Origin of the sequence: Streptomyces sp. LN549, from assembly GCF_043203805.1 — a bacterium.
Lineage (GTDB): Bacteria > Actinomycetota > Actinomycetes > Streptomycetales > Streptomycetaceae > Streptomyces.
In genome coordinates, this window is sequence record NZ_JAZHRI010000002.1 from 6,096,376 (window position 1) to 6,119,603 (window position 23,228).

General features: G+C 70.2%; 13 protein-coding genes. 7 read left to right on the forward strand and 6 right to left on the reverse strand.

The features are described 5' to 3' along the window. Positions 1 to 174: 174 nt before the first annotated feature. Entirely contained in the window at positions 175 to 1,881 is a 1,707-nt protein-coding gene (treS, locus tag SH922_RS27815; RefSeq protein ID WP_393060571.1) for a maltose alpha-D-glucosyltransferase, read from the reverse strand. Continuing rightward, entirely contained in the window at positions 1,878 to 3,917 is a 2,040-nt protein-coding gene (locus SH922_RS27820; RefSeq protein WP_393060573.1) for an alpha-1,4-glucan--maltose-1-phosphate maltosyltransferase, read from the reverse strand. Before SH922_RS27820 ends, treS begins: the two co-directional genes overlap by 4 nt. A gap of 766 nt (positions 3,918 to 4,683) precedes the next feature. Here SH922_RS27820 and glgP point away from each other — a divergent pair. Next, on the forward strand, positions 4,684 to 7,287 hold the full coding sequence (gene glgP / locus SH922_RS27825) for an alpha-glucan family phosphorylase (RefSeq protein WP_393060575.1): 2,604 nt from the start codon (positions 4,684 to 4,686) through the stop codon (positions 7,285 to 7,287). Between the two features lie 236 nt (positions 7,288 to 7,523). Continuing rightward, positions 7,524 to 8,747, forward strand: coding sequence for an alginate lyase family protein (locus tag SH922_RS27830; RefSeq protein WP_393060577.1), 1,224 nt, complete (start codon positions 7,524 to 7,526; stop codon positions 8,745 to 8,747). 84 nt (positions 8,748 to 8,831) lie between these two features. Here the strand turns inward: SH922_RS27830 and SH922_RS27835 are convergent, their stop codons facing one another. From SH922_RS27835 to SH922_RS27845, 3 genes are all read right to left on the reverse strand, one after another. Next, positions 8,832 to 10,862, reverse strand: coding sequence for a M4 family metallopeptidase (locus SH922_RS27835; RefSeq protein ID WP_393060579.1), 2,031 nt, complete (start codon positions 10,860 to 10,862; stop codon positions 8,832 to 8,834). A gap of 635 nt (positions 10,863 to 11,497) precedes the next feature. Continuing rightward, a complete protein-coding gene (locus SH922_RS27840; protein ID WP_393060581.1) occupies positions 11,498 to 13,399 on the reverse strand; it encodes an ABC transporter ATP-binding protein in 1,902 nt (633 codons plus the stop codon). Continuing rightward, a complete protein-coding gene (locus SH922_RS27845) occupies positions 13,396 to 15,267 on the reverse strand; it encodes an ABC transporter ATP-binding protein (RefSeq protein WP_393060584.1) in 1,872 nt (623 codons plus the stop codon). Before SH922_RS27845 ends, SH922_RS27840 begins: the two co-directional genes overlap by 4 nt. A gap of 322 nt (positions 15,268 to 15,589) precedes the next feature. Here SH922_RS27845 and SH922_RS27850 point away from each other — a divergent pair, with 322 nt between their 5' ends. The 4 genes from SH922_RS27850 to SH922_RS27865 are packed head-to-tail and all read left to right on the forward strand — an operon-like array spanning position 15,590 to position 19,307. Continuing rightward, positions 15,590 to 16,528 (forward strand): ABC transporter ATP-binding protein, encoded by a 939-nt coding sequence (locus SH922_RS27850; RefSeq protein WP_393060586.1) that lies wholly within the window; start codon positions 15,590 to 15,592, stop codon positions 16,526 to 16,528. A gap of 1 nt (position 16,529) precedes the next feature. Further along, a complete protein-coding gene (locus tag SH922_RS27855; RefSeq protein ID WP_393060588.1) occupies positions 16,530 to 17,318 on the forward strand; it encodes an ABC transporter permease in 789 nt (262 codons plus the stop codon). A 23-nt stretch (positions 17,319 to 17,341) separates the two neighbouring features. Further along, on the forward strand, positions 17,342 to 18,616 hold the full coding sequence (locus SH922_RS27860; protein WP_393060590.1) for a sensor histidine kinase: 1,275 nt from the start codon (positions 17,342 to 17,344) through the stop codon (positions 18,614 to 18,616). 40 nt (positions 18,617 to 18,656) lie between these two features. Beyond that, positions 18,657 to 19,307, forward strand: coding sequence for a response regulator (locus SH922_RS27865; protein ID WP_393060592.1), 651 nt, complete (start codon positions 18,657 to 18,659; stop codon positions 19,305 to 19,307). Positions 19,308 to 19,316: 9 nt separating this feature from the next. Here the strand turns inward: SH922_RS27865 and glgX are convergent, their stop codons facing one another. Next, entirely contained in the window at positions 19,317 to 21,581 is a 2,265-nt protein-coding gene (gene glgX, locus SH922_RS27870; protein WP_393060594.1) for a glycogen debranching protein GlgX, read from the reverse strand. Positions 21,582 to 21,734: 153 nt separating this feature from the next. Between glgX and SH922_RS27875 the strand changes: the two genes are divergently transcribed. Continuing rightward, positions 21,735 to 22,967, forward strand: a complete 1,233-nt coding sequence (locus SH922_RS27875; RefSeq protein ID WP_393060596.1) for an Ig-like domain-containing protein — start codon at positions 21,735 to 21,737, stop codon at positions 22,965 to 22,967. Positions 22,968 to 23,228 lie beyond the last annotated feature (261 nt).

A 23,228-nucleotide genomic window follows, 5' to 3' on the forward strand; every position in this document is an offset into this window, starting at 1 on the left:
GTCCGGCTGTGCGGGACGTGTCGGGTCAGGATGGTCCGTACGGACTCGACTCGGAGTGATCGAAACGCCAGGAAGATCCAAGAAGGCTACGGAAGTGTTCGATATGGGGGGAAGAGTGCCCCGTGCGGGGCGGCGGAAACCGCCCCGCCGGTGGTGCCGGCAGCCGATGCCGGATCAGCTCGGCGGTGCGTCCTTCCGCAGCCGGAACCAGTAGAAGCCGTGTCCCGCGAGAGTCAGCAGGTAGGGCCACTGACCGACGGCGGGAAAGCGCACCCCGCCGATCAGCTCCACCGGATGACGCCCGTTGAAGGACCTGAGATCGAGCTCCGTCGGCTGCGCGAACCGCGAGAAGTTGTGCACGCACAGCACGAGATCGTCCCCGTGCTCACGGGTGAAGGCGAGCACGGCGGGGTTGGAGGAGGGGAGTTCGTTGTACGAGCCCAGCCCGAACGCGGGGTTCTGCTTGCGGATCTCGATCATCCGTCGCGTCCAGTGCAGCAGCGACGACGGCGAGGCCATCGACGCCTCGACGTTGGTGACCTGGTAGCCGTAGACCGGATCCATGATCGTGGGGAGGTAGAGCCGCCCCGGATCGCTGGAGGAGAAGCCGGCGTTGCGGTCGGGCGTCCACTGCATCGGGGTGCGTACGGCGTCCCGGTCGCCCAGCCAGATGTTGTCGCCCATGCCGATCTCGTCCCCGTAGTAGAGGATCGGGGAGCCGGGCAGGGACAGGAGCAGGGCGGTGAACAGCTCGATCTGGTTGCGGTCGTTGTCCAGCAGGGGAGCGAGGCGGCGGCGGATGCCGATGTTGGCCCGCATCCGCGGATCCTTGGCGTACTCCGCGTACATGTAGTCGCGCTCTTCGTCCGTGACCATTTCGAGCGTCAGCTCGTCGTGGTTGCGCAGGAAGATGCCCCACTGGCAGCGCGCTGGGATCGCCGGTGTCTTGGCCAGGATTTCCGAGACCGGGTAGCGGCTCTCGCGCCGTACGGCCATGAAGATCCGCGGCATCACCGGGAAGTGGAACGCCATGTGACACTCGTCGCCGCCGGCCTGGTAGTCGCCGAAGTAGTCGACGACGTCCTCGGGCCACTGGTTGGCCTCGGCGAGCAGCACGGTGTCCGGGTAGTTGGCGTCGATCTCCTTGCGGACCCGCTTGAGGAAGCCGTGGGTCTCGGGGAGGTTCTCGCAGTTGGTGCCCTCGCGCTGGTAGAGGTAGGGCACGGCGTCGACCCGGAAGCCGTCGATGCCGAGGTCCAGCCAGAAGCGCAGGGCGGAGATGATCTCCTCCTGCACCGCCGGGTTCTCGTAGTTGAGATCGGGCTGGTGCGAGAAGAACCGGTGCCAGTAGTACTGCTTGCGCACCGGGTCGAAGGTCCAGTTGGACGTCTCGGTGTCGACGAAGATGATCCGGGCGTCCTGGAACTGCTTGTCGTCGTCGGCCCAGACGTAGTAGTCGCCGTACGGACCGTCGGGGTCGGTGCGGGACTGCTGGAACCAGTCGTGCTGGTCGCTGGTGTGATTCATGACGAAGTCGATGATCACGCGCATGCCGCGCTGGTGCGCGGCGTCGACGAACTCGACGAAGTCGGCGAGGTCGCCGAACTCCGGCAGCACGGCGGTGTAGTCGGAGACGTCGTAACCACCGTCGCGCAGTGGCGACTTGAAGAACGGCGGCAGCCAGAGGCAGTCGACGCCCAGCCACTGCAGATAGTCCAGCTTGGCGGTGATCCCCTTCAGGTCTCCGATGCCGTCGCCGTTGGAGTCCTGGAAGGACCGGACGAGGACCTCGTAGAAGACAGCACGCTTGAACCAGTCGGGATCGCGGTCCTTGGCCGGGGTGTCCTCGAACTTGTCGTGGACGGGCTCATTGACGATCATGGTGTGGGTGACCCTCCGGTCGGCGGGGACGGTCGCAGGACGGCGATGTGCGCGGGCGTGACGCCCGGCTCCAGACGCACATAGAAGGTCCTGCCCCAGTGATAGGAAGTGCCGGTGAGCTCGTCGCGCACCGGCACGCTCTCGTGCCGTTCGAGGCCGAGTTGCGGCATGTCCAACGAGACGGTCGCCTCCTGGGTGTGGTGCGGGTCGAGGTTGACGACTGTCAGAACGATGTTCGAACCGGAGCGCTTGCTGTACACGATCAGGGCGTCGTTGTCGGACGAGTGGAAGTGCACGTCACGCAGCTGCTGCAGCGCCGGATGACGGCGCCGGATCCGGTTGAGTGTGGTGATGAGCGGGGCCAGTGACCGGCCCTCGCGCTCGGCGGCTTCCCAGTCCCTGGGCCGGATCTCGTACTTCTCCGAGTCGAGGTACTCCTCACTGCCGTTGCGGACCGGGGTGTTCTCGCACAGCTCGTACCCCGCGTACACCCCCCAGGAGGGGGAGAGGGTCGCCGCGAGCACCGCCCGTGCCTCGAAGGCCGGCCTGCCGCCTTCCTGAAGATGACCGGGAAGGATATCGGGGGTGTTCACGAAGAAATTGGGCCTCATGACGGAGGCTGATTCACCGGACAGCTCGGTCACGTACTCCGTGATTTCCTGCCGGGTGTTGCGCCAGGTGAAGTAGGTGTACGACTGCTGGAAGCCGATGGCGGCAAGGGTGCGCATCATCGCAGGGCGGGTGAATGCCTCGGCCAGGAAGATCACATCGGGGTCGGTGCGGTTGATGTCGGCGATCACCTTCTCCCAGAAGATCACCGGCTTCGTGTGCGGATTGTCGACCCGGAAGATGCGTACGCCGTGATCCATCCAGAAACGCAGGATGCGTACGGTCTCCGTGACGATCCCCCGCAGATCCTTGTCGAAGGCGATCGGATAGATGTCCTGGTATTTCTTCGGCGGATTCTCCGCGTAGGCGATGGTGCCGTCCGCGCGGTGGTGGAACCACTCGGGGTGTTTCTCCACCCACGGATGGTCGGGAGAGCACTGGAGGGCGAAGTCCAGCGCGATCTCCATGCGCAGGGTGCGGGCCGTCTCGACGAAGTGGTCGAAGTCGTCCAGGGTGCCGAGATCGGGGTGGACCGCGTCATGACCGCCCTCGGCGGAACCGATCGCCCACGGCACACCCACGTCGTGCGCGGCGGGGGAGAGGGAGTTGTTGCGGCCCTTGCGGTGGGTGGTGCCGATGGGGTGGATGGGCGGGAGGTAGACCACGTCGAACCCCATGGCGGCGACCGCGGGCAGCCGTTCGGCCGCCGTGCGGAACGTTCCGCTGATGATCCGGGGCGGCTTCGGGGCCGTGGCCCCCTTGGCCGTACGACCCTTGCGGGGCGCCTTGGCCGGTTCGACCCTGGCCCCCTCGGAACGGGGGAACAGCTCGTACCAGGAGCCGAACAGCGCGCGCCGGCGCTCGACGACGAGCGGGTGCGGGCGTGACGCGGTGACCAGCTCACGCAGGGGGTGACGGGCCAGCGCGGCGGCCGCCTCGGGGGCGAGGGCCGCGGCCAGCCGGGAAGCGGCCGGCCGGGACTCGTCGCGCAGGGCGTCGACGGCGGCCAGCACCGACTCGCGCCCGTCCCGCTTCGGTACGCCCTCGGCGGCCCGCTCGAACAGCTCGGCGCCCTCCGCCAGGACGAGTGCGGTGTCGATCCCCGCCGGGATCTTGATCTGCGCCGCGTGGAGCCAGGTGGCCACCGGGTCGCTCCAGGCCTCGACCGTGTACGTCCAGCGGCCCTCCGCGTCCGGAGTCACCTCGGCGCCCCAGCGGTCGGTGCCCGGAGCGAGCTCGCGCATCGGCGTCCAGGGGCCGGGGCGGCCGCTCGGGTCCCGCAGTACGACGTCGGCCGCGACCGCGTCATGGCCTTCGCGGAAGACGGTCGCGGTGACCTGGAAGGTTTCACCGGCGACGGCCTTGGCGGGCCTTCTGCCGCAGTCGACGAGCGGCTGGACATCGAGGACGGGAATACGACCGATCATGAAATCACCTGGGGACTGGAGCTCGGACTCGACAGGGCGCGAAATGGGCGCGGAGGGCTGAACGCGCGCGCCGCGATGGTGGGGTCCGGTCCTTTCTAGCCGCTCCGTCGATGGCTGATGGGGTGTGGGCATGGCCGCTCCTGTCCGCGTTCACTCGAATGGCACTCGAATGGATGAGGCGGGTGGTCCGGTGCACCGGTGTGGACCGAATGCCTACGACGTCCGTACCGATTGCATACGAACCATGTGCGGATCGCTGGTGGACGGGGGTGAATCGTGCGCGGAGTGGTTACGGATCGCTTTCGGCTCTCATCCGAATGCATGCGTTCCGGGTACCGGAGAAGCCTTCCCACGGATCTCGGTGGGCCAATCCGGCGGTGTGTTAACTACTCGGGCGTATCTGTGACGTTCCGAATGCGCCCGGCTCCGCCGCGCGTGCGCGGGATTGCGCGGAACCGGCGCACGCGGGGCGGTACGGGCGCCACAGGGCAGCTTTCCCTGTGACGCGAAGGCCCACAAGGCCACGCGAGGTGAGGGAATCGGCCATAACGCCTGTGACGGATGTGTCTGGATCTGCGGACAGTGCGGGACGGGACGCGAGAGGCACCGGCGGCGGGGCGGCCGGACCGCCCGGGGTCGCACACCCCGAGCCCGCCGCGCGCCGTGGTTGCGGGATGCCGCACACCGCTACCGTCGAGGGTGACGGAGCGGCGCACACAGCGGTGCGTCCCCTCGGATTCGTACGTCCCCTGTAAAGGTGGAATACGTGAAGGCCATTCGTCGATTCACCGTGCGTCCCGTCCTCCCCGACCCCCTTCAACCGCTCAGCGACCTCGCGCGCAACCTGCGCTGGTCCTGGCACAACGAGACCCGTGAGCTCTTCCAGGCCGTCGACCCGGTGGCCGGCCGGACGGCGGAGTGCGATCCCGTGCGCCTGCTCGGTGCAGTGTCCGCCGGACGCCTCGCCGAGCTGGCCCGGGACGAGCAGTTCCTGCACCGTCTGACCGAGGTGTCCGCCGATCTCCGGGAGTACCTGGAGGGCCCCAGGTGGTACCAGGAGCAACGCGCCCAGGGCGACGGGCTCCCCGCCGCCATCGCCTACTTCTCGCCCGAGTTCGGAGTGACGGCTGCCCTGCCGCAGTACTCCGGCGGGCTCGGCATCCTTGCCGGAGACCATCTGAAGGCCGCCAGCGACCTGGGTGTTCCGCTCATCGGCGTCGGCCTGCTCTACCGCCACGGCTACTTCCGCCAGAGCCTCTCGCGCGACGGCTGGCAGCAGGAGCGCTATCCCGTCCTCGACCCGAACGAACTCCCGCTCACGCTCGTGCGCGAGGCCGACGGGACGCCCAGCCAGGTGGTCCTCGCCCTCCCCGGCGGCCGCTCGCTGCACGCCCAGATCTGGCAGGCCCAGGTGGGCCGGGTGCCGCTGCTCATGCTCGACTCCGACGTCGAGGACAACGCCCCCGTCGAACGCGAGGTCACCGACCGGCTCTACGGCGGCGGCAGCGAACACCGTCTGCTCCAGGAGATGCTGCTCGGCATCGGCGGGGTGCGCGCGGTGCGGACCTACTGCCGGCTCACCGGCCATCCGGACCCCGAGGTCTTCCACACCAACGAGGGGCACGCCGGCTTCCTCGGACTCGAACGGATCCGGGAGCTCTCCGGAACCGGCCTCGACTTCGACTCCGCGGTGGAGTCCGTCCGCGCCGGCACCGTCTTCACCACCCACACCCCGGTCCCGGCCGGCATCGACCGGTTCGACCGCGAACTGGTCGCCCGCCACTTCGGCGACGAGGGCGAACTGCCCGGTGTCCCGGCCGACCGCATCCTGCACCTGGGCACGGAGACCTACGACGGCGGCGATCCGGGCGTCTTCAACATGGCGGTCATGGGGCTCCGGCTCGCCCAGCGGGCCAACGGGGTCTCCACCCTGCACGGCGCCGTCAGCCGGGAGATGTTCGCCGGTCTCTGGCCGGGCTTCGACGCCCCGGAGGTGCCGATCACCTCCGTGACCAACGGGGTCCACGCACCCACCTGGGTCGCGCCCGAGGTCTACCGGCTGCGCACCGAGTCCGGGGGCACCCCCGGCCGGTGGGACTCCGTCGCACAGATCCCCGACCGGCAGCTCTGGGACCTGCGCCGCACCCTGCGCGAACAACTGGTGACCGAGGTGCGGGAGCGGCTGCACGCCTCATGGCGCACCAGGGGCGCCCAGGCCGCCGAACTCGGCTGGATCGACGGGGTGCTGGACCCCGGCGTCCTGACGATCGGCTTCGCCCGCCGGGTGCCCTCGTACAAGCGCCTGACGCTGATGCTGCGCGACCGGGACCGGCTGCGGAGGCTGCTCCTGCATCCCGAGCGCCCGATCCAGATCGTGGTGGCGGGCAAGGCGCACCCGGCCGACGACGGCGGAAAGCGCCTGGTCCAGGAGCTGGTCCGGTTCGCCGACGACCCCAGGGTGCGCCATCGCATCGTCTTCCTGCCCGACTACGGGATGGCGATGGCCCAGAAGCTCTACCCGGGCTGCGATGTCTGGCTGAACAACCCCCTGCGCCCGCTGGAGGCATGCGGTACGAGCGGGATGAAGGCGGCGCTCAACGGCTGCCTCAACCTGTCGGTCCTGGACGGCTGGTGGGACGAGTGGTTCGAGCCGGACTTCGGCTGGGCCATCCCCACGGCCGACGGCTCCGCGCTGGACGAGGACCGGCGCGACGACCTGGAGGCGGGCGCCCTCTACGAGCTGATCGAGGACCGGGTCGCGCCGCGCTTCTACGACCAGGGGGACGAGGGGCTCCCCGGGCGCTGGATCGAGATGGTCCGCAGCACCCTGGGCACGCTGGGCCCCAAGGTCCTCGCCGACCGGATGGTCCGTGAGTACGTGGAGCGGCTGTACACCCCCGCGGCCCGGGCCCGGCGTTCCCTGGACGACGCCACGGCACGGGAGCTCGCCGCGTGGAAGGCCAGGGTCCGGGTGGCCTGGCCGCGGGTGGCCGTCGACCATGTGGAGGCGGTGACGCCCACCGAGGCCGGCGGCTCGGCCGAACTGGGCTCCACCCTGGCGCTGCGGGTCCGGATCACCCTCGGGGCGCTGGATCCGGACGACGTGGAGGTGCAGGCGGTGGCCGGCCGCGTCGACTCCGCCGACGCGATCTCGGACGCCCAGGTCTTCCCGCTGAAACCGGCGGGCGGCCAGGATCTGGAGGGCCGCTGGCTGTACGACGGTCCGCTCGCCCTCGACCGCACCGGTCCGTACGGCTACACCGTGCGGGTGCTGCCGGCCCACCGGCTGCTGGCCACCGGCGCCGAACTCGGCCTGGTCGCACAGCCGACAGAGGCGACGGGCGAGGGCGCGGGCGTGCTGATGCGCTGACGTCCTGCCCGAGGACGGGCCCGGCACCCCCTGGAAACCATCCGGGGTGCCGGGCCCGTCCGCTGCCGGGGCGCAGCTCCTTCGTTCTCTGAACACATGTCCTTGACGTGTTCATGGGATGCCTTTAGGTTCCTCACTCATTGCAGCGTTCACAACCCGACTCGATGTTCACGGACGTGAACTCTTGTTGTTCCGGGCCGGGTTGTGGACCTCCTCCGCACCGGAAGGCACCCCACATGCGCACCGGAACCATCGGGCGCGGCCTCGGCCTCGCCACCGCCCTCGCGGCACTGATCACCGGCATCTTCATGGCGCCCGCCTCGGCCGGCCGAGGAGCCCCGGACCCGGCCCCGGCGGCAGTGAAGGCCGCGGCCCCCACGGCCTTCACCCACCCCGGCGTGCTCGTCAGCCGCCCCCAGCTCGACTTCGTGCGTGCCAAGGTGCAGGCCGGCGCGCAGCCCTGGAAGAGCGCCTACGACCAGATGATGGCGAGCAAGTACGCCTCGCTCGGCCGGACGGCCGAACCCCGCGCCGTCGTCGAGTGCGGCTCGTACTCGAACCCCAACTACGGCTGCACCGACGAACGCGAGGACGCGATAGCCGCCTACACGCTCTCGCTGGCCTGGTACATCACCCAGGACAGCCGCTACGCCGTGAAGGCAGTCGAGATCATGGACGCCTGGTCGGCCGTGATCAAGGACCACACCAACAGCAACGCCCCCCTCCAGACGGGCTGGGCCGGCTCCTCCTGGCCGCGGGCCGCCGAGATCATCAAGTACACCTACAGCGGCTGGCCGAACGCGGGCCGCTTCGCCACCATGCTGCGCACCGTCTACCTGCCGAAGGTCATCAACGGCTCGAACAGCAATGGCAACTGGGAACTGAGCATGACCGAGGCCGCGATCGGCATCTCGGTCTTCCTGGAGGACCGCACCTCGTACGACAAGGCCGTCGCCAAGTTCCGCGGGCGCGTACCCGCGTACATCTACGTGACCGCGGACGGCGCCCTGCCGAAGACCGCGCCGGGCAGCGGACTGGACACCCGCGACGAGATCATCAACTACTGGCAGGGCCAGTCGACGTTCATGGACGGTCTCTCGCAGGAGACCTGCCGGGATCTGACCCATACCGGGTACGGCCTCTCCGCCGTCTCGCACATCGCCGAGACCAGCCGGATCCAGGGTCAGGACCTCTACCCGGAGATCGCCGACCGCCTCCGCCACGCCCTCGGTCTGCACGCCAAGTACCAGCTGGGGACGGCTGTTCCGTCGTCGCTGTGCGGGGGGTCGCTCAAGGACGACCTCGGGCCGGTGACCGAGGTCGGTTTCAACGCGCTGCACAACCGGATGGGCATCGCGATGACCAACACCCAGACCCTCACCGAGCAGCAGCGGCCCGCCGGGTCCAACAACCTGTTCGTCGCCTGGGAGACCCTGACCCACGCGAACAACCCGAACTGACCGCACACACGCAGCCGCCCGGGAGGAGTGATCTCCTCCCGGGCGGGGCGGTGCATCAGATGCGGGTCATGCGGCGCTGCCGGTTCAGAAGGTCAGCTTGAAGCTGTTGATCTTCCCCGTGTCGCCCGAGTAGACGTCCTGGACCTTCAGCTTCCAGGTTCCGTTCGCCACCTCCGAGGAGGCGTTGACGGTGTACGTCGTCTGGACGTTGTCCGCCGAGTCGCTCGACGAGGAGTTCTTCAGGCGGTAGGCGGTGCCGTCCGGGGCGACGAGGTCGATGACCAGGTCACCGCGCCAGGTGTGGGTGATGTCCACCCCGACCTTGAGGGTGCTGGGCGCGTTGCCGGTGACACCGGTGACGGCGACCGAGCTGGTGACGGCCGAACCGGCGTCGGGGATGGAGACCGCGGTGGTGCTCTCGAAGACCTTGCCGCCGGGGTCGGTGCCACCGGGGCGCGTACCGACGTTGATGCCGGCCCAGGCGTTGGCGACGGCGGTGTACTCGGCGCTGGTCGTGCCGTACAGCTCACCGGCCACGGCGAGCGTGCCCGTACGGGCGGCCGCGTAGTTGGTCGTGGAGGTGAACTTGGTGGAGAGCGCCTTGAACCAGATCTGCTCGGCCTTGGCGCGGCCGATGCCGGTCACCGGCAGGCCGTCGGAGGTCGGGGAGTTGTAGGAGACGCCGTTGATGGTCTTGGCGCCGCTTCCCTCCGAGAGGAGGTAGAAGAAGTGGTTGGCCGGACCCGACGAGTAGTGCACGTCGACGTTGCCGATGCCCGAGTACCAGGCGTCCTTGGACGCGCCGTCCTTGCTCGGCTTGTCCTGGTAGCGCAGCGGTGTGCCGTCGCCGTTGATGTCGATCTTCTCGCCGATGAGGTAGTCGCCCACGTCGGAGGAGTTGTTCGCGTAGAACTCGACGGCGGTGGCGAAGATGTCGCTGGTCGCCTCGTTGAGGCCACCGGACTCACCGCTGTAGACCAGGCCGGCGGTGTTGGAGGTGACACCGTGGCTCATCTCGTGGGCCGCGACGTCCAGCGAGGTCAGCGGCGAGGCGTTGCCGCTGCCGTCGCCGTACGTCATGCAGAAGCAGCTGTCGTCCCAGAAGGCGTTGACGTAGTTGTTGCCGTAGTGGACGCGGGAGTACGCGCCGACGCCGTCGCCCCGGATGCCGGTCCGGCCGTGGACGTTCTTGTAGTAGTCCCAGGTCTCGGCCGCACCGTAGTGGGCGTCCGCCGCCGCGGTCTCCGCGTTCGAGGCAAGGCCGTTGCCCCAGACGTCGTCGGAGCCGGAGAAGAGCGTGCCCGTCCCGGACGTACCGTGGTTCAGGTTGTACGTCTTGTGGTTGCCGCGGGTGGTGTCGGTCAGGTTGTACGTACCCGAGGTGTTGAGGGTGACCGTGCCGCTGTACTCGGTGTTGCCGGTGCCGTTCTCGATGGCCTGCCACTCGTAGAGCTTCGCGCCGGAGGTGGCATCGGTGATGACGTGCAGGGCGTTCGGGGTGCCGTCCTCCTGCAGTCCGCCGACCACGGTCTCGTAGGCCAGCTGCGGCGTGCCCGACGCCATCCAGACGACCTTGCGGGGCGCCTTGTCGGCAGTGGTCCTGGACGAGCCGTCCGCCTTGGCCAGGCCGACGGCCTGCTTCTCGGCGGTCGCCGGGGCGACGTCCGCGGTCGTGTCGACGGCCTTGAGCTGCGCCGAGGTCGTCTTGGACGCCTTGGTGACGCTCTTGGTCGCGCCGGCCTTCGACTCCTGGACGACCAGGTCGCCGCCGAGGACGGGGAGTCCGCCGAAGGTGCGCTCGTAACGCGTGTGCGTGGTGCCGTCGTTGTCCTGGATGACGTCCCGGACGACGAGCTTCTCCTGCGAGCCGAGCCCGAGCTCCTTGGCGGTGGCCGCGCTGCTCGCGGTGGCCTCGCGGATCAGCTCGGCGCGCTGCGAGGGCGAGAGCTGCTTGGCCAGTGCACCGGGATTGGGCTGTGAGGCCGAAGAGGCGGCCTGTGCGGCACCGCCCGGTGTGGCTGTGGCTGTTCCGGTCTGGACTCCTACGGCGAGGAGGGCTGCTGCGGCTATCAGAGCGCCGGTCGCGGTGGTACGACGGCTGAGCGTGGATCTCACGCGGACTCCTTCTGCGAGGGGGGTACCGGCGGCTGGGTGACCGTCCGGGCAGTGCAAGCAGTGAGCAGAACGGGGTGAAGAGTGTCAGCAGAGAGCGACCTCTGTCAGGACCGCGTCAACAAGTTGGCCGGAATTCGTCCGTTGCCGGAATGGTCATGTTCGTTAAGCGGACGTTTCGCCGATCATCACCGCGATGTCGTCCGGGGGCCTTTGGCGCCCGGATTCCAAGAGGGAGCTGCGGTCGGGCACGAACGTGTCGTGTTCGAAAAGTATGTGAAGAAGTGGAAAGTGCCCACCTGCCGAGACGGCTTCGAACTGTGGCGCGTTCCGCGCCCTGCGCGCCCGGCGCGAGGCGGCGCAGGGGCGGGCTCGAAGACATCGACGCCGGGATACGGGAGATCAGTTGAGCGAGCCCGGGCCGACAGCCTGCTCCTCAGCCGCGCGGAGGCCGGTCCGACGCCGGAGAGCGCTTCCCGGCTGTCATCCTGAGCAGGACGAGCGCCGGCGCCTACGCGCAGCAGGCGTCCAAGACGCTGGATCCCGCCGCGCTCAGGTACGCGTGCTGACGGGTATGTCCCGTGCGGACGCTTCCTCGTGCCGGATCGACCCCTGGACGGGCGATGCGGACGGAGGCTTCAGGCCAGGCTCTCCCGCCACGCGCGGTGCAGGCCGGCGAACCGGCCCGTGCCGCCGATGAGGTCCGCCGGGGCGCCGTCCTCCACGATGCGGCCGTGCTCCATCACCAGGACCCGGTCCGCGATCTCCACGGTCGACAGCCGGTGGGCGATGACCACCGCGGTGCGGCCGTGCAGCACGGTGTCCATCGCCCGCTGCACCGCCCGCTCGCCCGGGATGTCCAGCGAGCTCGTCGCCTCGTCGAGGATCAGGACCGCCGGGTTGGCCAGCAGGGCGCGGGCGAACGCGACCAACTGGCGCTGACCTGCCGAGATCCGGCCGCCCCGCTTGCGTACGTCCGTGTCGTACCCCTCGGGCAGACCGGCGATGAAGTCATGGGCACCGATCGCCTTGGCGGCCTGCTCGATCTCCTCACGGGTCGCGTCCGGGCTGCCGATCGCGATGTTCTCCGCGACCGTGCCGGAGAACAGGAAGGCCTCCTGGGTCACCATGACCACCCCGCGCCGCAGTTCGGGCGTGGCGAGGTCGCGCAGATCGGTGCCGTCCAGCAGGACCCGGCCCTCGGTCGGGTCGTAGAAGCGGGCCAGCAGTTTGGCCAGCGTCGACTTGCCCGCGCCCGTCGAACCGACCACGGCGACGGTCTGGCCCGCGGGTACGGTCAGATCGAAGCGGGGCAGCACCTCTCCACCCGTCCGGTATGCGAACCGCACCCCGTCGAAGTCCACTTCGCGGCCCGGGTGGTCGCCCGTGAGCGGCGGCAGCTCCTGCGGCTCCAGGGCTTCCGGAACCGTGGGGGTCTGGGCCAGCAGCCCCGCGATCTTCTCCAGCGAAGCCGCCGCCGACTGGTAGGAGTTGAGGAACATGCTGAGCCGGTCGATCGGATCGTAGAGGCGCCGCAGATACAGGACCACCGCGGCCAGCACGCCGAGGGCGAGACTTCCGGAGGCGACGCGGTAGGCACCCCACAGTACGATTCCGGCCACGGCGGTGTTGGCGACCAGCCGGGAACCGACGACGTAACGCGCGTTCTCCAGCATCGCGTCGCCGTTCGTACGCCGGTGTTCGTGGTTCAGCTTCCGGAAGACCTCGTCGTTCACGGGCTCGCGGCGGAAGGCCTGGACGGGACGGATCCCGTTCATCGTCTCCGCGAACTTCACGATGACCGCGGCGATCGCCGTCGACCGCGAAGCGAAGATCACCGCGGCCCGGCGCTGGTAGAGCCGCACCAGCAGGTACAGCGGCACGAAGGACAGCACCGCGACGGCGCCCGTGGCGAAGTCCAGCCAGAGCAGCATCAGGGAGATGGAGACGAACGAGAGGACGACTCCGATCAGCTCCTGCAGCCCCTCGCTGAGCAGCTCCCGCAGCGACTCCACATCGGTGGTGGAACGGGAGATCAGCCGCCCCGAGGTGTACCGCTCGTGGAAGTCCACGCTCAGCGCCTGCGCATGGCGGAAGATCCGCCCGCGCAGATCGAGCAGCACGTCCTGGTTGACCCGGGCGGAGGCCCGGATGAAGGCGTACTGCATGGCGCCCGCACCGGCCGAGCAGAGTGCGTAGCCGAGGGCCACCGCGATCAGCGGCCCGTAGTCCTCGTCCCGGAACGCGGGCACCCCGCTGTCGATGGCGTACGCCACGAGCAACGGCCCCGCCTGGACCGCGGCCTGCTGGATCAGCAGGAGCAGCGCGGCGACCACGACCCGGCCGCGCAGTGGCCGCAGCAGCGAGACGAGCAGCGTGCGCGTGGCGCCGGGCGGAGTGGGCAGGTCGTCGCGGTCGAAGGGGTCCCCGGGCCGCTCGGCGGGCGCGTCGCCCGCTGATACCGGGGCCTGCGGATGCCCGGTCCCGTCGTTGCCGCTGTCGCCCGGTTCGGTGGGACGCCCCGTCGTGGTGCTCGTCATCGGGTGCTGCTCTCCTCTGCGGGGGCGTGCACGCCCGGAAGGTCATCGGCCGTCGTTCCCGAACCGGGCGTCTCGGTGGGCTCCCCGCCACCCGAGACGCCCGCTCCGGACATCAGCCAGGCGTACTCGGCGTTGCTGCGCAGCAGTTCCTGGTGGGTGCCGACCGCGCTGATCCGGCCCTCCGACAGCAGGGCCACCCGGTCGGCGAGCATCACCGTGGACGGGCGGTGCGCGACCACGATCGCCGTGGTCTCCTCCAGCACGCGCCGCAGCGCTGCCTCGACCAGCGTCTCCGTGTGCACGTCCAGCGCGGAGAGCGGGTCGTCCAGCACCAGGAAACGCGGCCGGCCGACGACGGCCCTGGCCAGTGCGAGACGCTGGCGCTGGCCACCGGAGAGGCTGAGGCCCTGCTCGCCGACCTGGGTGCCGATGCCGTGCGGCAGGTCGTGGACGAAGTCGGCCTGCGCGACGGACAGGGCCCGCCGCAACTCCTCCTCGCCCGCGCAGGCCGCGCCCATCAGCACGTTCTCCCCGACGCTCGCCGAGAAGAGGGTCGGCTCCTCGAACGCCACCGACACCAGCTCACGCAGTCGTTCGCGCGACATGGTGGTGATGTCCTCGCCGTCCAGCGTGATCCGGCCCGACGTGGCGTCGTGCAGCCGGGGAACGAGCGCGGTGAGCGTGGTCTTCCCGGATCCCGTGGCCCCGACCAGGGCCATCGTCTCGCCGGGCCGGATCCGCAGATCGATCCGGGTGAGAACGGGTACGGAATCCTCCGCCGCGTCCGGGTAGCGGAACCCGACGCCCTCGAAGACCATGCCGCCGGCCTCGGGGTGCCCATCCGGGACAACGCCCCCGGGCACGGCCGTGTCCTCCTCCTCCGCCACGTCCATCACCTCGAAGAACCGCTCCGTCGCCGTCGCCGACTCCTGGCTCATCGCCAGCAGGAAGCCGATCGACTCCACCGGCCAGCGCAGCGCCAGCGCCGTGGAGAGGAAGGCGACCAGGGTGCCCGCCGAAAGACCGCCGTCCGCGACCTCGATCGTGCCGAGCACCAGCGCCGCCCCGATCGCGAGTTCGGGAATCGTCGTGATGAGCGCCCAGATGCCCGCGAGCAGCCGCGCCTTGCCGATCTCCGTGGTGCGCAGCCGCTGGGAGAGCGCCCGGAAGGCGAGGGCCTGGCTGCGGTGCCGGCCGAAGCCCTTGATGATGCGGACGCCGAGCACGCTCTCCTCGACCACCGTCGTCAGATCGCCCACCTGGTCCTGTGCCCTGCGCGCCACGACCGAGTACTTCGTCTCGAAGACCGAGCAGATGATCACCAGGGGCACGACAGGGGCGAGCAGCACCAGGCCGAGCGTCCACTCCTGGAGCAGCAGGATCACGAAGCCGATCAGGATGGTGGTGGCGTTGACCAGCAGGAAGGTCAGGGGAAAGGCCAGGAACATCCGCAGCAGCATCAGATCCGTGGTGCCACGCGACAGCAACTGGCCCGAGGACCAGCGGTCGTGGAAGGCCACCGGCAGGCGTTGCAGATGCCGGTAGAGGTCGGCCCTCATCGACGCCTCGACTCCGGCCAGCGGACGCGCCACCAGCCATCGACGTACCCCGAACAGGACCGCCTCGGCGATCCCCAGGAGCAGCAGGAACAGTGCGCCGAGCCAGACGCCGCCCGGGTCCTGGTGGGCCACCGGGCCGTCGACGATCCACTTCAGCACGAGCGGGATCACCAGGCCGAGACACGAGGCGACGATCGCGATCAGGGCAGCGCCGAACAGACGGTTCCGTACCGGCTTCACATACGGCCACAACCGCAGCAGGGTCTGCGCGACGGACCGGTCCTTGGGCTCTACATGTTCTTCGGGCATCAGGAGCGAGCTTACGTTTCACCGCTGACATCGCTCATGTGGTTTTCCTCGCTCTGCGGAGGCTTGAGGGAAGGCGGGCATGCGATATCTGTCCAGCCCCGGGGGAGGGGCGAGTGCGCGCGCGGTTGCCCACCCACCTTGTGGGCGACTCGGGTCGGAACGCATGACGACGGCCGAGGCGTACAACGAGCGCTGCGAGCAGCCGTTCCTGGCGGGCGGACGCGACGCCGGGTCGTAGCGCGGCATCAACCGATCGGCCGATGCCGGTTCGAGCGCGATGGGGGATGCCGCCGAGGGGCCTGCGCCCGCGATGCTCACAGGCATGGCAATCATCGAGCTGAACGGGGTGCGCAAGACCTACGCCGGCCGCCCCGTGGTCGACGGGATGAGCTTCTCCGTGGACGAGGGGGAGATCTTCGGGATTCTCGGCCCCAACGGCGCGGGCAAGACCACCACGGTCGAATGCGTCGAGGGCCTGCGGGTCCCCGACGCCGGTACGGTCCGGGTCGCAGGTCTCGACCCCGTCGTCGACCACGACCGCGTGACACTCCTGCTGGGCGCGCAGCTCCAGGAGAGCGAACTGCAGCCGAAGATCACCGTGGGGGAGGCGCTTGAGCTGTACAGCGCCTTCTACCCGCAGCCCGCCGACTGGCGCCCGCTCGCCGAACGCCTCGGGCTGCACACCAAGCTCACCACCCGGTTCGGCCGGCTCTCCGGCGGCCAGAAGCAACGCCTGTCCATCGCGCTCGCCCTCGTCGGCAACCCCCGGGTCGTGGTCCTCGACGAGCTGACCACCGGACTGGACCCGCGGGCCCGGCGCGACACATGGCAGCTCATCGAGGAGGTACGGGACAGCGGGGTCACGGTCCTTCTGGTCACCCACTTCATGGAGGAGGCCCAGCGCCTCTGCGACCGTATCGCCGTGATCGACCAGGGGAGGATCGCCGCCCTCGACACCCCGTCCGGACTGATCGCCGGGGCCGGCAGCTCGACGGCCATCTCCTTCACGCCCTCCGAGCCGCTCCCCGACGCCGAACTGGCCGGACTGCCCGGCGCCGTCTCGTGCGAGAACCGGAACGGGCGGATCGTCATCAACGGCACCGACGAGACCGTCAACGCCGTCATCTCGCTGCTGGCCCGGCTCCGTGTCACCGCGCAACAGCTCCGTGTCGCCGAGGCCACGCTCGACGACGCCTTCCTCGACCTCACCGAGCACCCCGGCCCCGCGGACGAGCGCGGCCTGACAGAACAGGCAGTCTGAGATGGCCACAGCGAACACCGTCCCGGCACAAGCGCCCCGCGCCACCTCCGCCGGCCCGATGCTCTCGGTCCTGAGGTCCGAGGCCCGGCTCTTCCTCCGTGAACCCGGCAGCATGTTCTGGATCCTCGCCTTCCCGACCGTACTCATGACGATCCTCGGTCTGATCCCGTCCTTCCGGGAGCACGACGACGCGCTCGGCGGGCGTCGCGTCATCGACCTGTACGTACCCGTGGCCGTGCTGCTCGCCATGATCATGGCCGGTCTCCAGGCGATGCCGCCCGTACTCACCGGCTACCGCGAACGCGGCATCCTGCGCCGCATGTCCACCACCCCCGTGCGGCCCTCCGCCCTGCTCGGCGCGCAGATCGTCCTGCACGGAGCCGCGGCGCTCGGCTCCACCCTGCTGGTGACGGCCGTCGGCCGGATCGCCTTCGGGGTGCGGCTGCCCGGTCAGCCGTTCGGCTATCTGCTCGGGCTGCTGCTGGCCGTCGCCTGCGTGCTTGCGCTGGGCGCGCTGGTCTGTGCCGTCTCGCGCACCACCAAGATCTCGGCCGCCGTCGGCTCGGTCGTCTTCTTCGTCATGATGTTCACCGCGGGCGTCTGGGTGCCGGTGCAGACCATGCCCGACGCACTCCGGCGCATCGTCCAGGTCACCCCGTTCGGCGCGGCGTCCCAGGTGCTGGACCGCGCGGCCACCGGCGCCTGGCCGAGCTGGGCGTATCTCGGGGTGGTGGCTCTGTGGACCGTGCTTGCGGCGGTGGCCGCGATCCGTACGTTCCGGTGGGAGTAGGTGTCACGGGGGAGACTTCACCCATGGACGCGGGGGAGAGGGAAGGCATGACCGGGGTGACGACGGCCGAGCAGTGGTGGGAACGGTTCTTCCGGCACGGACCGTACGGCCTGCTGGGCCTGGCCACCGTGGTCTCGGCCGTGACCAGCGGGCTCATCATGTCCCGCACGGATGTGTACGCCACAGCGGTGCTGCTCCCCACGGCACTCGGCCTGCAGCTCTGGTGGAGCCGCACCCAGGCCGGCCCGGGATCGCGGGCCGCGCTGTGCTACTTCGTCGTCCGCACGCTGCTGGCCTTCGGGCTGACCTGGTGCAACCCGTTCTTCTCGATCTACGCGGTGCTCGGCTACTTCGACGTGGGCCGGGTCCTGCCGCGACGGGGCGTGCGGGCCGGACTGCTGACCACGGCCGTCATCATGGCCGGGGCGCAGTCCGGCAGCGGCCTGCCGCCCCTCTCCTTCATGAACTGGGTCGTCTTCTTCATCGTGCTGGCCGTGCACGTGACCCTCACCATGGTCTTCGCCCAGATCGGCGACCGGGAGGCCGAGCAGTCCCGTACCCAGACCGACACCATCACCGCGCTTGAGTCCGCCAACGCCCGTCTCGAACAGGCCCTGGCGGAGAACGCCGGCCTGCACGCCCAACTCCTCGTGCAGGCCCGCGAGGCGGGGGTGGCCGACGAGCGGAGCCGGCTGGCCGCCGAGATCCACGACACCATCGCCCAGGGGCTCACCGGCATCATCGCCCAGCTCCAGGTCGTCACCTCCACGGCGGAGACCGACCCCGCGCTTGCCCGGGAGCACCTGGCCCGGGCCGCCGCACTGGCCCGGCACAGCCTGGGCGAGGCACGTCGGTCGGTGCACAATCTCGTCCCGGCCGCTCTGGAACACGACGACCTGCCCCGCGCCCTGGAGAAGACGGTCACCACCTGGTCGGAACGGACCGGTGTCCGGGCCGAGTTCACCGTCACCGGCACCGCTGAACCCCTGCACGACGAGGTCGGTGCCACCCTGCTGCGCATCGCCGAGGAGGCCCTGGCCAACGCGGCCCGGCACGCCGGGGCGTCCCGGGCCGGTGTCACCCTGTCCTACATGGGCGACGAGATCTCGCTGGACGTACGGGACGACGGCCGCGGCTTCGACCCGGCCGCGCTGCCGCCGTACCGGGGCGCCGGCGGATTCGGACTCGGCGGCATGCGGGTCCGCGCCGAACGCATCGCGGGCACGGTCGAGGTGGAGACCGGACCGGACCTCGGCACCGCCGTCTGCGCCCGGGTCCCGATGGTCCGCAACGGTTGAGAGGCTGTCGGGTGGGGCGGGCACAGTACGGTTGGCCGCTATGGCCCAGGAACCCGCACGCGTCATCACCCTGATCGTCGTCGACGACCACCCCGTCGTGCGGGACGGACTGCGCGGCATGTTCGAGTCGGCACCGGACTTCAGGGTGCTCGGTGAAGCGGCCGACGGCGTCGAGGGCGTCGAGATGGCCGTGCGGCTCGACCCCGACGTCGTCCTCATGGACCTGAGGATGCCGGGCGGCGGCGGTGTCGCGGCGATATCCGAACTGACCCGGCGCGGCGCCCGCTCCAAGGTCCTGGTGCTCACCACGTACGACACCGACTCCGACACCCTGCCCGCGATCGAGGCGGGCGCGACGGGCTATCTGCTCAAGGACGCGCCGCGCGACGAGCTCTTCACCGCCGTCCGCGCCGCCGCCGACGGCCGGACGGTCCTGTCGCCGGCCGTCGCCTCCCGGCTGATCTCACGGGTGCGCACCCCGGTCGCGCCCGGCCACGAGTCGCTGTCCGCGCGCGAGCGCGAGGTGCTCGGACTCGTCGCCAAGGGGACGTCGAACCGGGAGATCGCCGCCGAACTGTTCATCAGCGAGGCGACCGTGAAGACGCATCTCACCCATGTCTTCGCCAAGTTGGGTGCCAAGGACCGCGCCGAGGCGGTCGCGGTCGCCTACGAACGCGGCATCCTCGGCTGACCGCCTCCCTCACCCTGTCACCCGCAGCAGCAGCACCGACCTCGCCGGTACCGTCATGTGCGCGCCGCCCCGGTGGAGCGTGCCCGGCGCGGCGGACTGGTCCTCCCGCGAGGTGTCCAGGACCAGTTCGTACGCGTCGGCCCACGGCGGCCCCGGCAGCAGGAAGTCCGCCGGGCGGTGACCGGAGTGCAGGACGGCCAGGAAGCTGTCGTCGGTCACCTGCTCGCCCCGGGCGTCGCGGCCCGGGATGTCGCGGCCGGAGAGGTAGAGCCCCACCGTCGCGGCCGGTGCGTACCAGTCCTCCTCCGTCATCTCCGCGCCCTGCCGGGTGAACCACGCCAGGTCCCGCAGCCCGTCCGGGGCCTGCGCCCGGCCGGAGAAGAACGCCCGGCGGCGCAGCACCGGATGGGTGTGGCGCAGCTCCAGCACCCGGGCCGTCAGCTCGGTCAGCTGCCGCCACTGCGGCTGCTCCAGCAGGGACCAGTCCACCCAGCTGACCTCGTTGTCCTGGCAGTAGGCGTTGTTGTTGCCGCCCTGGGTGCGCCCCAGCTCGTCACCCGCCACCAGCATCGGCACCCCGGTCGACAGGAGCAGAGTGGTGAGCAGGTTGCGCAACTGGCGGCGGCGCAGTGCGTTGACACCGGCGTCCTCGGTCTCGCCCTCGGCACCGCAGTTCCAGGCCCGGTTGTCCGAGGTGCCGTCCCGGTTGCCCTCGCCGTTGGCCTCGTTGTGCTTCTGCTCGTAACTCACCAGGTCGCGCAGGGTGAAGCCGTCGTGTGCGGTGATGAAGTTGACCGAGGCGTACGGCCGGCGTCCGCCCCATGCGTACAGGTCGCTCGATCCGGTCAGCCGGTAGCCGAGATCGCGTACGTCGGGCAGGGCGCCGCGCCAGAAGTCCCGTACGGCGTCGCGGTAGCGGTCGTTCCACTCGGTCCACAGCGGTGGGAAGGCCCCCACCTGGTAGCCGCCGTTGCCGACGTCCCACGGCTCGGCGATGAGCTTCACCCGGCGCAGCACCGGGTCCTGGGCGATCACCGCGAGGAACGGGGACAGCATGTCGACGTCGTGCATCGAGCGGGCGAGCGCCGCCGCCAGGTCGAAGCGGAACCCGTCCACGCCCATCTCGGTCACCCAGTACCGCAGCGAGTCCGTGATCAGCCGCAGTACGTTCGGCTGCACCACGTGCAGGGTGTTGCCGCACCCCGTGTAGTCCGCGTATCTGCGGGCGTCGGACTGGAGGCGGTAGTAGCCGCGGTTGTCGATGCCGCGCAGCGACAGCATCGGGCCCAGTTCGCCCGCCTCGGCCGTGTGGTTGTAGACGACGTCGAGGATCACCTCGATGCCCGCGTCGTGCAGGGCGTGGACCATCCGCTTGAACTCACCGACCTGCTCCCCCGCCGTGCCGCTCGCGGAGTATCCGGCGTGCGGGGCGAAGTAGCCGATCGAGTTGTAGCCCCAGTAGTTGCGCAGCCCACGCCGCAGCAGATGGTCCTCGTGGGCGAACTGATGCACCGGCAGCAGCTCCACGGCCGTCACCCCGAGGCGCTTCAGATGGCCGATCGCCGCGGGGTGCGCGAGTCCGGCGTAGGTGCCCCGCAGCTCCTCGGGGATACCCGGGTGGCGGGCGGTGAAGCCGCGCACGTGCAGTTCGTAGATGACGGAGTCCGCCCACGGCGTCTTGGGCCGACGGTCCTCGGCCCAGTCGTCGTCATCATGGACGACCACCCCTTTGGGGACGTACGGAGCGGAGTCCCGTTCGTCGCGCACCGTGTCGGCGACATGCTGCTCGGGCCAGTCCCTCACATGGCCGTACACCTCCGCCGGAAGGGTGAAATCGCCGTCCACCGCACGTGCGTACGGATCGAGGAGCAGCTTCGCCGCGTTCCACCGGGCGCCCGTCCACGGGTCCCAGCGGCCGTGCACCCGGTAGCCGTAGCGACGGCCGGGGCGCACACCGGGCACGAAGCCGTGCCAGATCTCGTGGGTCAGCTCGGTCAGGGCGAGCCGGGTCTCGGTGCCGTCCTCGTCGAAGAGGCAGAGCTCGACGGCCTCCGCCCCGCCGGCCCAGAGGGCGAAGTTGGTGCCCGCCACCCCGCCGGGGCCCACCCGGAAGCGGGCACCCAGGGGCGTCGGCGCCCCCGGCCACACGTCGGGCGGCCGCCGGGCCGGCTCGACGGTCCGCCCGGATCCGGCGGCGGGAGCCCGCTCCGCCGGCGGCCCGGACGGCCCCGTATCCGTCCTCGGTACTGCCTCCTGCTCGGCTGCGCTCGACACCTGCTCGCCTCCCGCGGCTCGTGGGGACCGGCACCGGAAGGGGGCGCGCGGCGTCCCGGCCGCGGCTCCCCGAGTGTGGTCGTCCCCTCTGTTCTGCCCACGACGGGGCCCGCACTCACGTTTCCCCCGGACCGCCCGCGTCGTTGGGGGGACGTGAACCACGTAGCGAAGAAGACAGGGGCGATCCCGGCGACCGTGACGGCCCGGTCGGGACTGCTCGCCGTACTGGCCGTACTGGCTGTCCTGACCGGCTGCTCGGGTGCGAACTCGATCATCGGCGGGAAACCCCGCTCGCCGCAGGAGGCCATCCGGATCACCCCCCGGGACGGGGCCGAGGACGTCGCGCCGGACAGCCGGGTCGAGGTGAAGGTCCCGGACGGGCGGCTGGAGAGCGTCGAGGTGACCCGGATCGAGGACGCGCAGAAGCAGGAGGTGCGTGGCCTGATCGCCGAGGACGGGCTGTCCTGGTCCCCGCAGGGGGTGGCCGGCCGGCTCGGGCTCGCCGCCAAGTACAGCGTCGACGCGGTGGCGCTGGACGGGGCGGGGCACCGCTCGGCCCGGCACACCACGTTCACCACGGCGGTCCCCGAGCACCGCTTCATCGGGTACTTCAAACCGGAGAACCGGTCGACGGTCGGCACCGGCATGATCGTCTCCTTCGAGTTCAACCGTCCTGTCACCCGCCGGGCGGCCGTGGAGCGGGCCGTCCGGGTGACCTCCGATCCGGCGGTCGAGGTGGCGGGGCACTGGTTCGGCGACGACCGCCTCGACTTCCGCCCCGCCGCCTACTGGCAGCCGGGCACCGAGGTGACCGTCGAGGTGGGGCTGCGCGATGTGGAGGGCGCGCCAGGCGTGTACGGCAGCCAGCGCAAGACGATCCGCTTCACGGTCGGCCGGGAGCAGGTGTCCCGGGTGGACTCGGCCGCGCACACGATGGAGGTGCGCCGGGACGGGCAGCTCGTCTCGACCGTCCCGATCACCGCGGGCTCGCCGACGACGACCACGTACAACGGCAAGATGGTGGTCAGCGAGATGCACGAGGTGACGCGGATGGACGGGCGGACCGTCGGCTTCGGCGGCGAGTACGACATCAAGGACGTCCCGCACGCGATCAGGCTCACCGAGTCCGGCACCTTCCTGCACGGCAACTACTGGTCCGACGAGGACATCTTCGGTTCGACGAACGTCAGCCACGGGTGCATCGGACTGCGCGACGTGCAGGGCGGCAGCAGCTCCGCTCCGGCCGGCTGGTTCTTCGACCGGACACTGATCGGCGACGTCGTCGAGGTCGTCAACTCCAAGGACAAGCAGGTCGCTCCGGACAACGGCCTGGGTGGCTGGAACATGGACTGGAAGCGGTGGAAGGCGGGTTCCGCACTCCGCTGACACCCGGGGGTTTCCCCCGGTCCCTCATCGACGGCGCGGCCGCTCCCGGCCGCGCCGTCCGGCGTACCGGCCCCGTGGCGGCCGCACCGCCCGCGACCAGGAGAACTTCTGGGCCGAGTTGGGACTGAACGGTGACAATAGTGGGGCGATCTGCCTGCGGGTGGTGTGATTATCTTTCGCTGAGCGCGCATGTGCAGCGTGCGGGGGTGGGGGCCTGCGGGCCCCCGGGGCCTTGGCTGGGCCAGGCCGTGTGAGGGGAGA

Excerpts from the sequence above, each read along its gene's own strand:
- SH922_RS27830 (WP_393060577.1), top strand. The coding sequence starts at position 7,524 with ATGCGCACCGGAACCATCGGGCGCGGCCTCGGCCTCGCCACCGCCCTC.
- SH922_RS27865 (WP_393060592.1), top strand. The coding sequence starts at position 18,657 with ATGGCCCAGGAACCCGCACGCGTCATCACCCTGATCGTCGTCGACGAC.
- SH922_RS27820 (WP_393060573.1), bottom strand. The coding sequence starts at position 3,917 with ATGATCGGTCGTATTCCCGTCCTCGATGTCCAGCCGCTCGTCGACTGC.
- SH922_RS27855 (WP_393060588.1), top strand. The coding sequence starts at position 16,530 with ATGGCCACAGCGAACACCGTCCCGGCACAAGCGCCCCGCGCCACCTCC.
- SH922_RS27845 (WP_393060584.1), bottom strand. The coding sequence starts at position 15,267 with ATGCCCGAAGAACATGTAGAGCCCAAGGACCGGTCCGTCGCGCAGACC.
- SH922_RS27850 (WP_393060586.1), top strand. The coding sequence starts at position 15,590 with ATGGCAATCATCGAGCTGAACGGGGTGCGCAAGACCTACGCCGGCCGC.
- SH922_RS27860 (WP_393060590.1), top strand. The coding sequence starts at position 17,342 with ATGGACGCGGGGGAGAGGGAAGGCATGACCGGGGTGACGACGGCCGAG.
- SH922_RS27840 (WP_393060581.1), bottom strand. The coding sequence starts at position 13,399 with ATGACGAGCACCACGACGGGGCGTCCCACCGAACCGGGCGACAGCGGC.
- treS (WP_393060571.1), bottom strand. The coding sequence starts at position 1,881 with ATGATCGTCAATGAGCCCGTCCACGACAAGTTCGAGGACACCCCGGCC.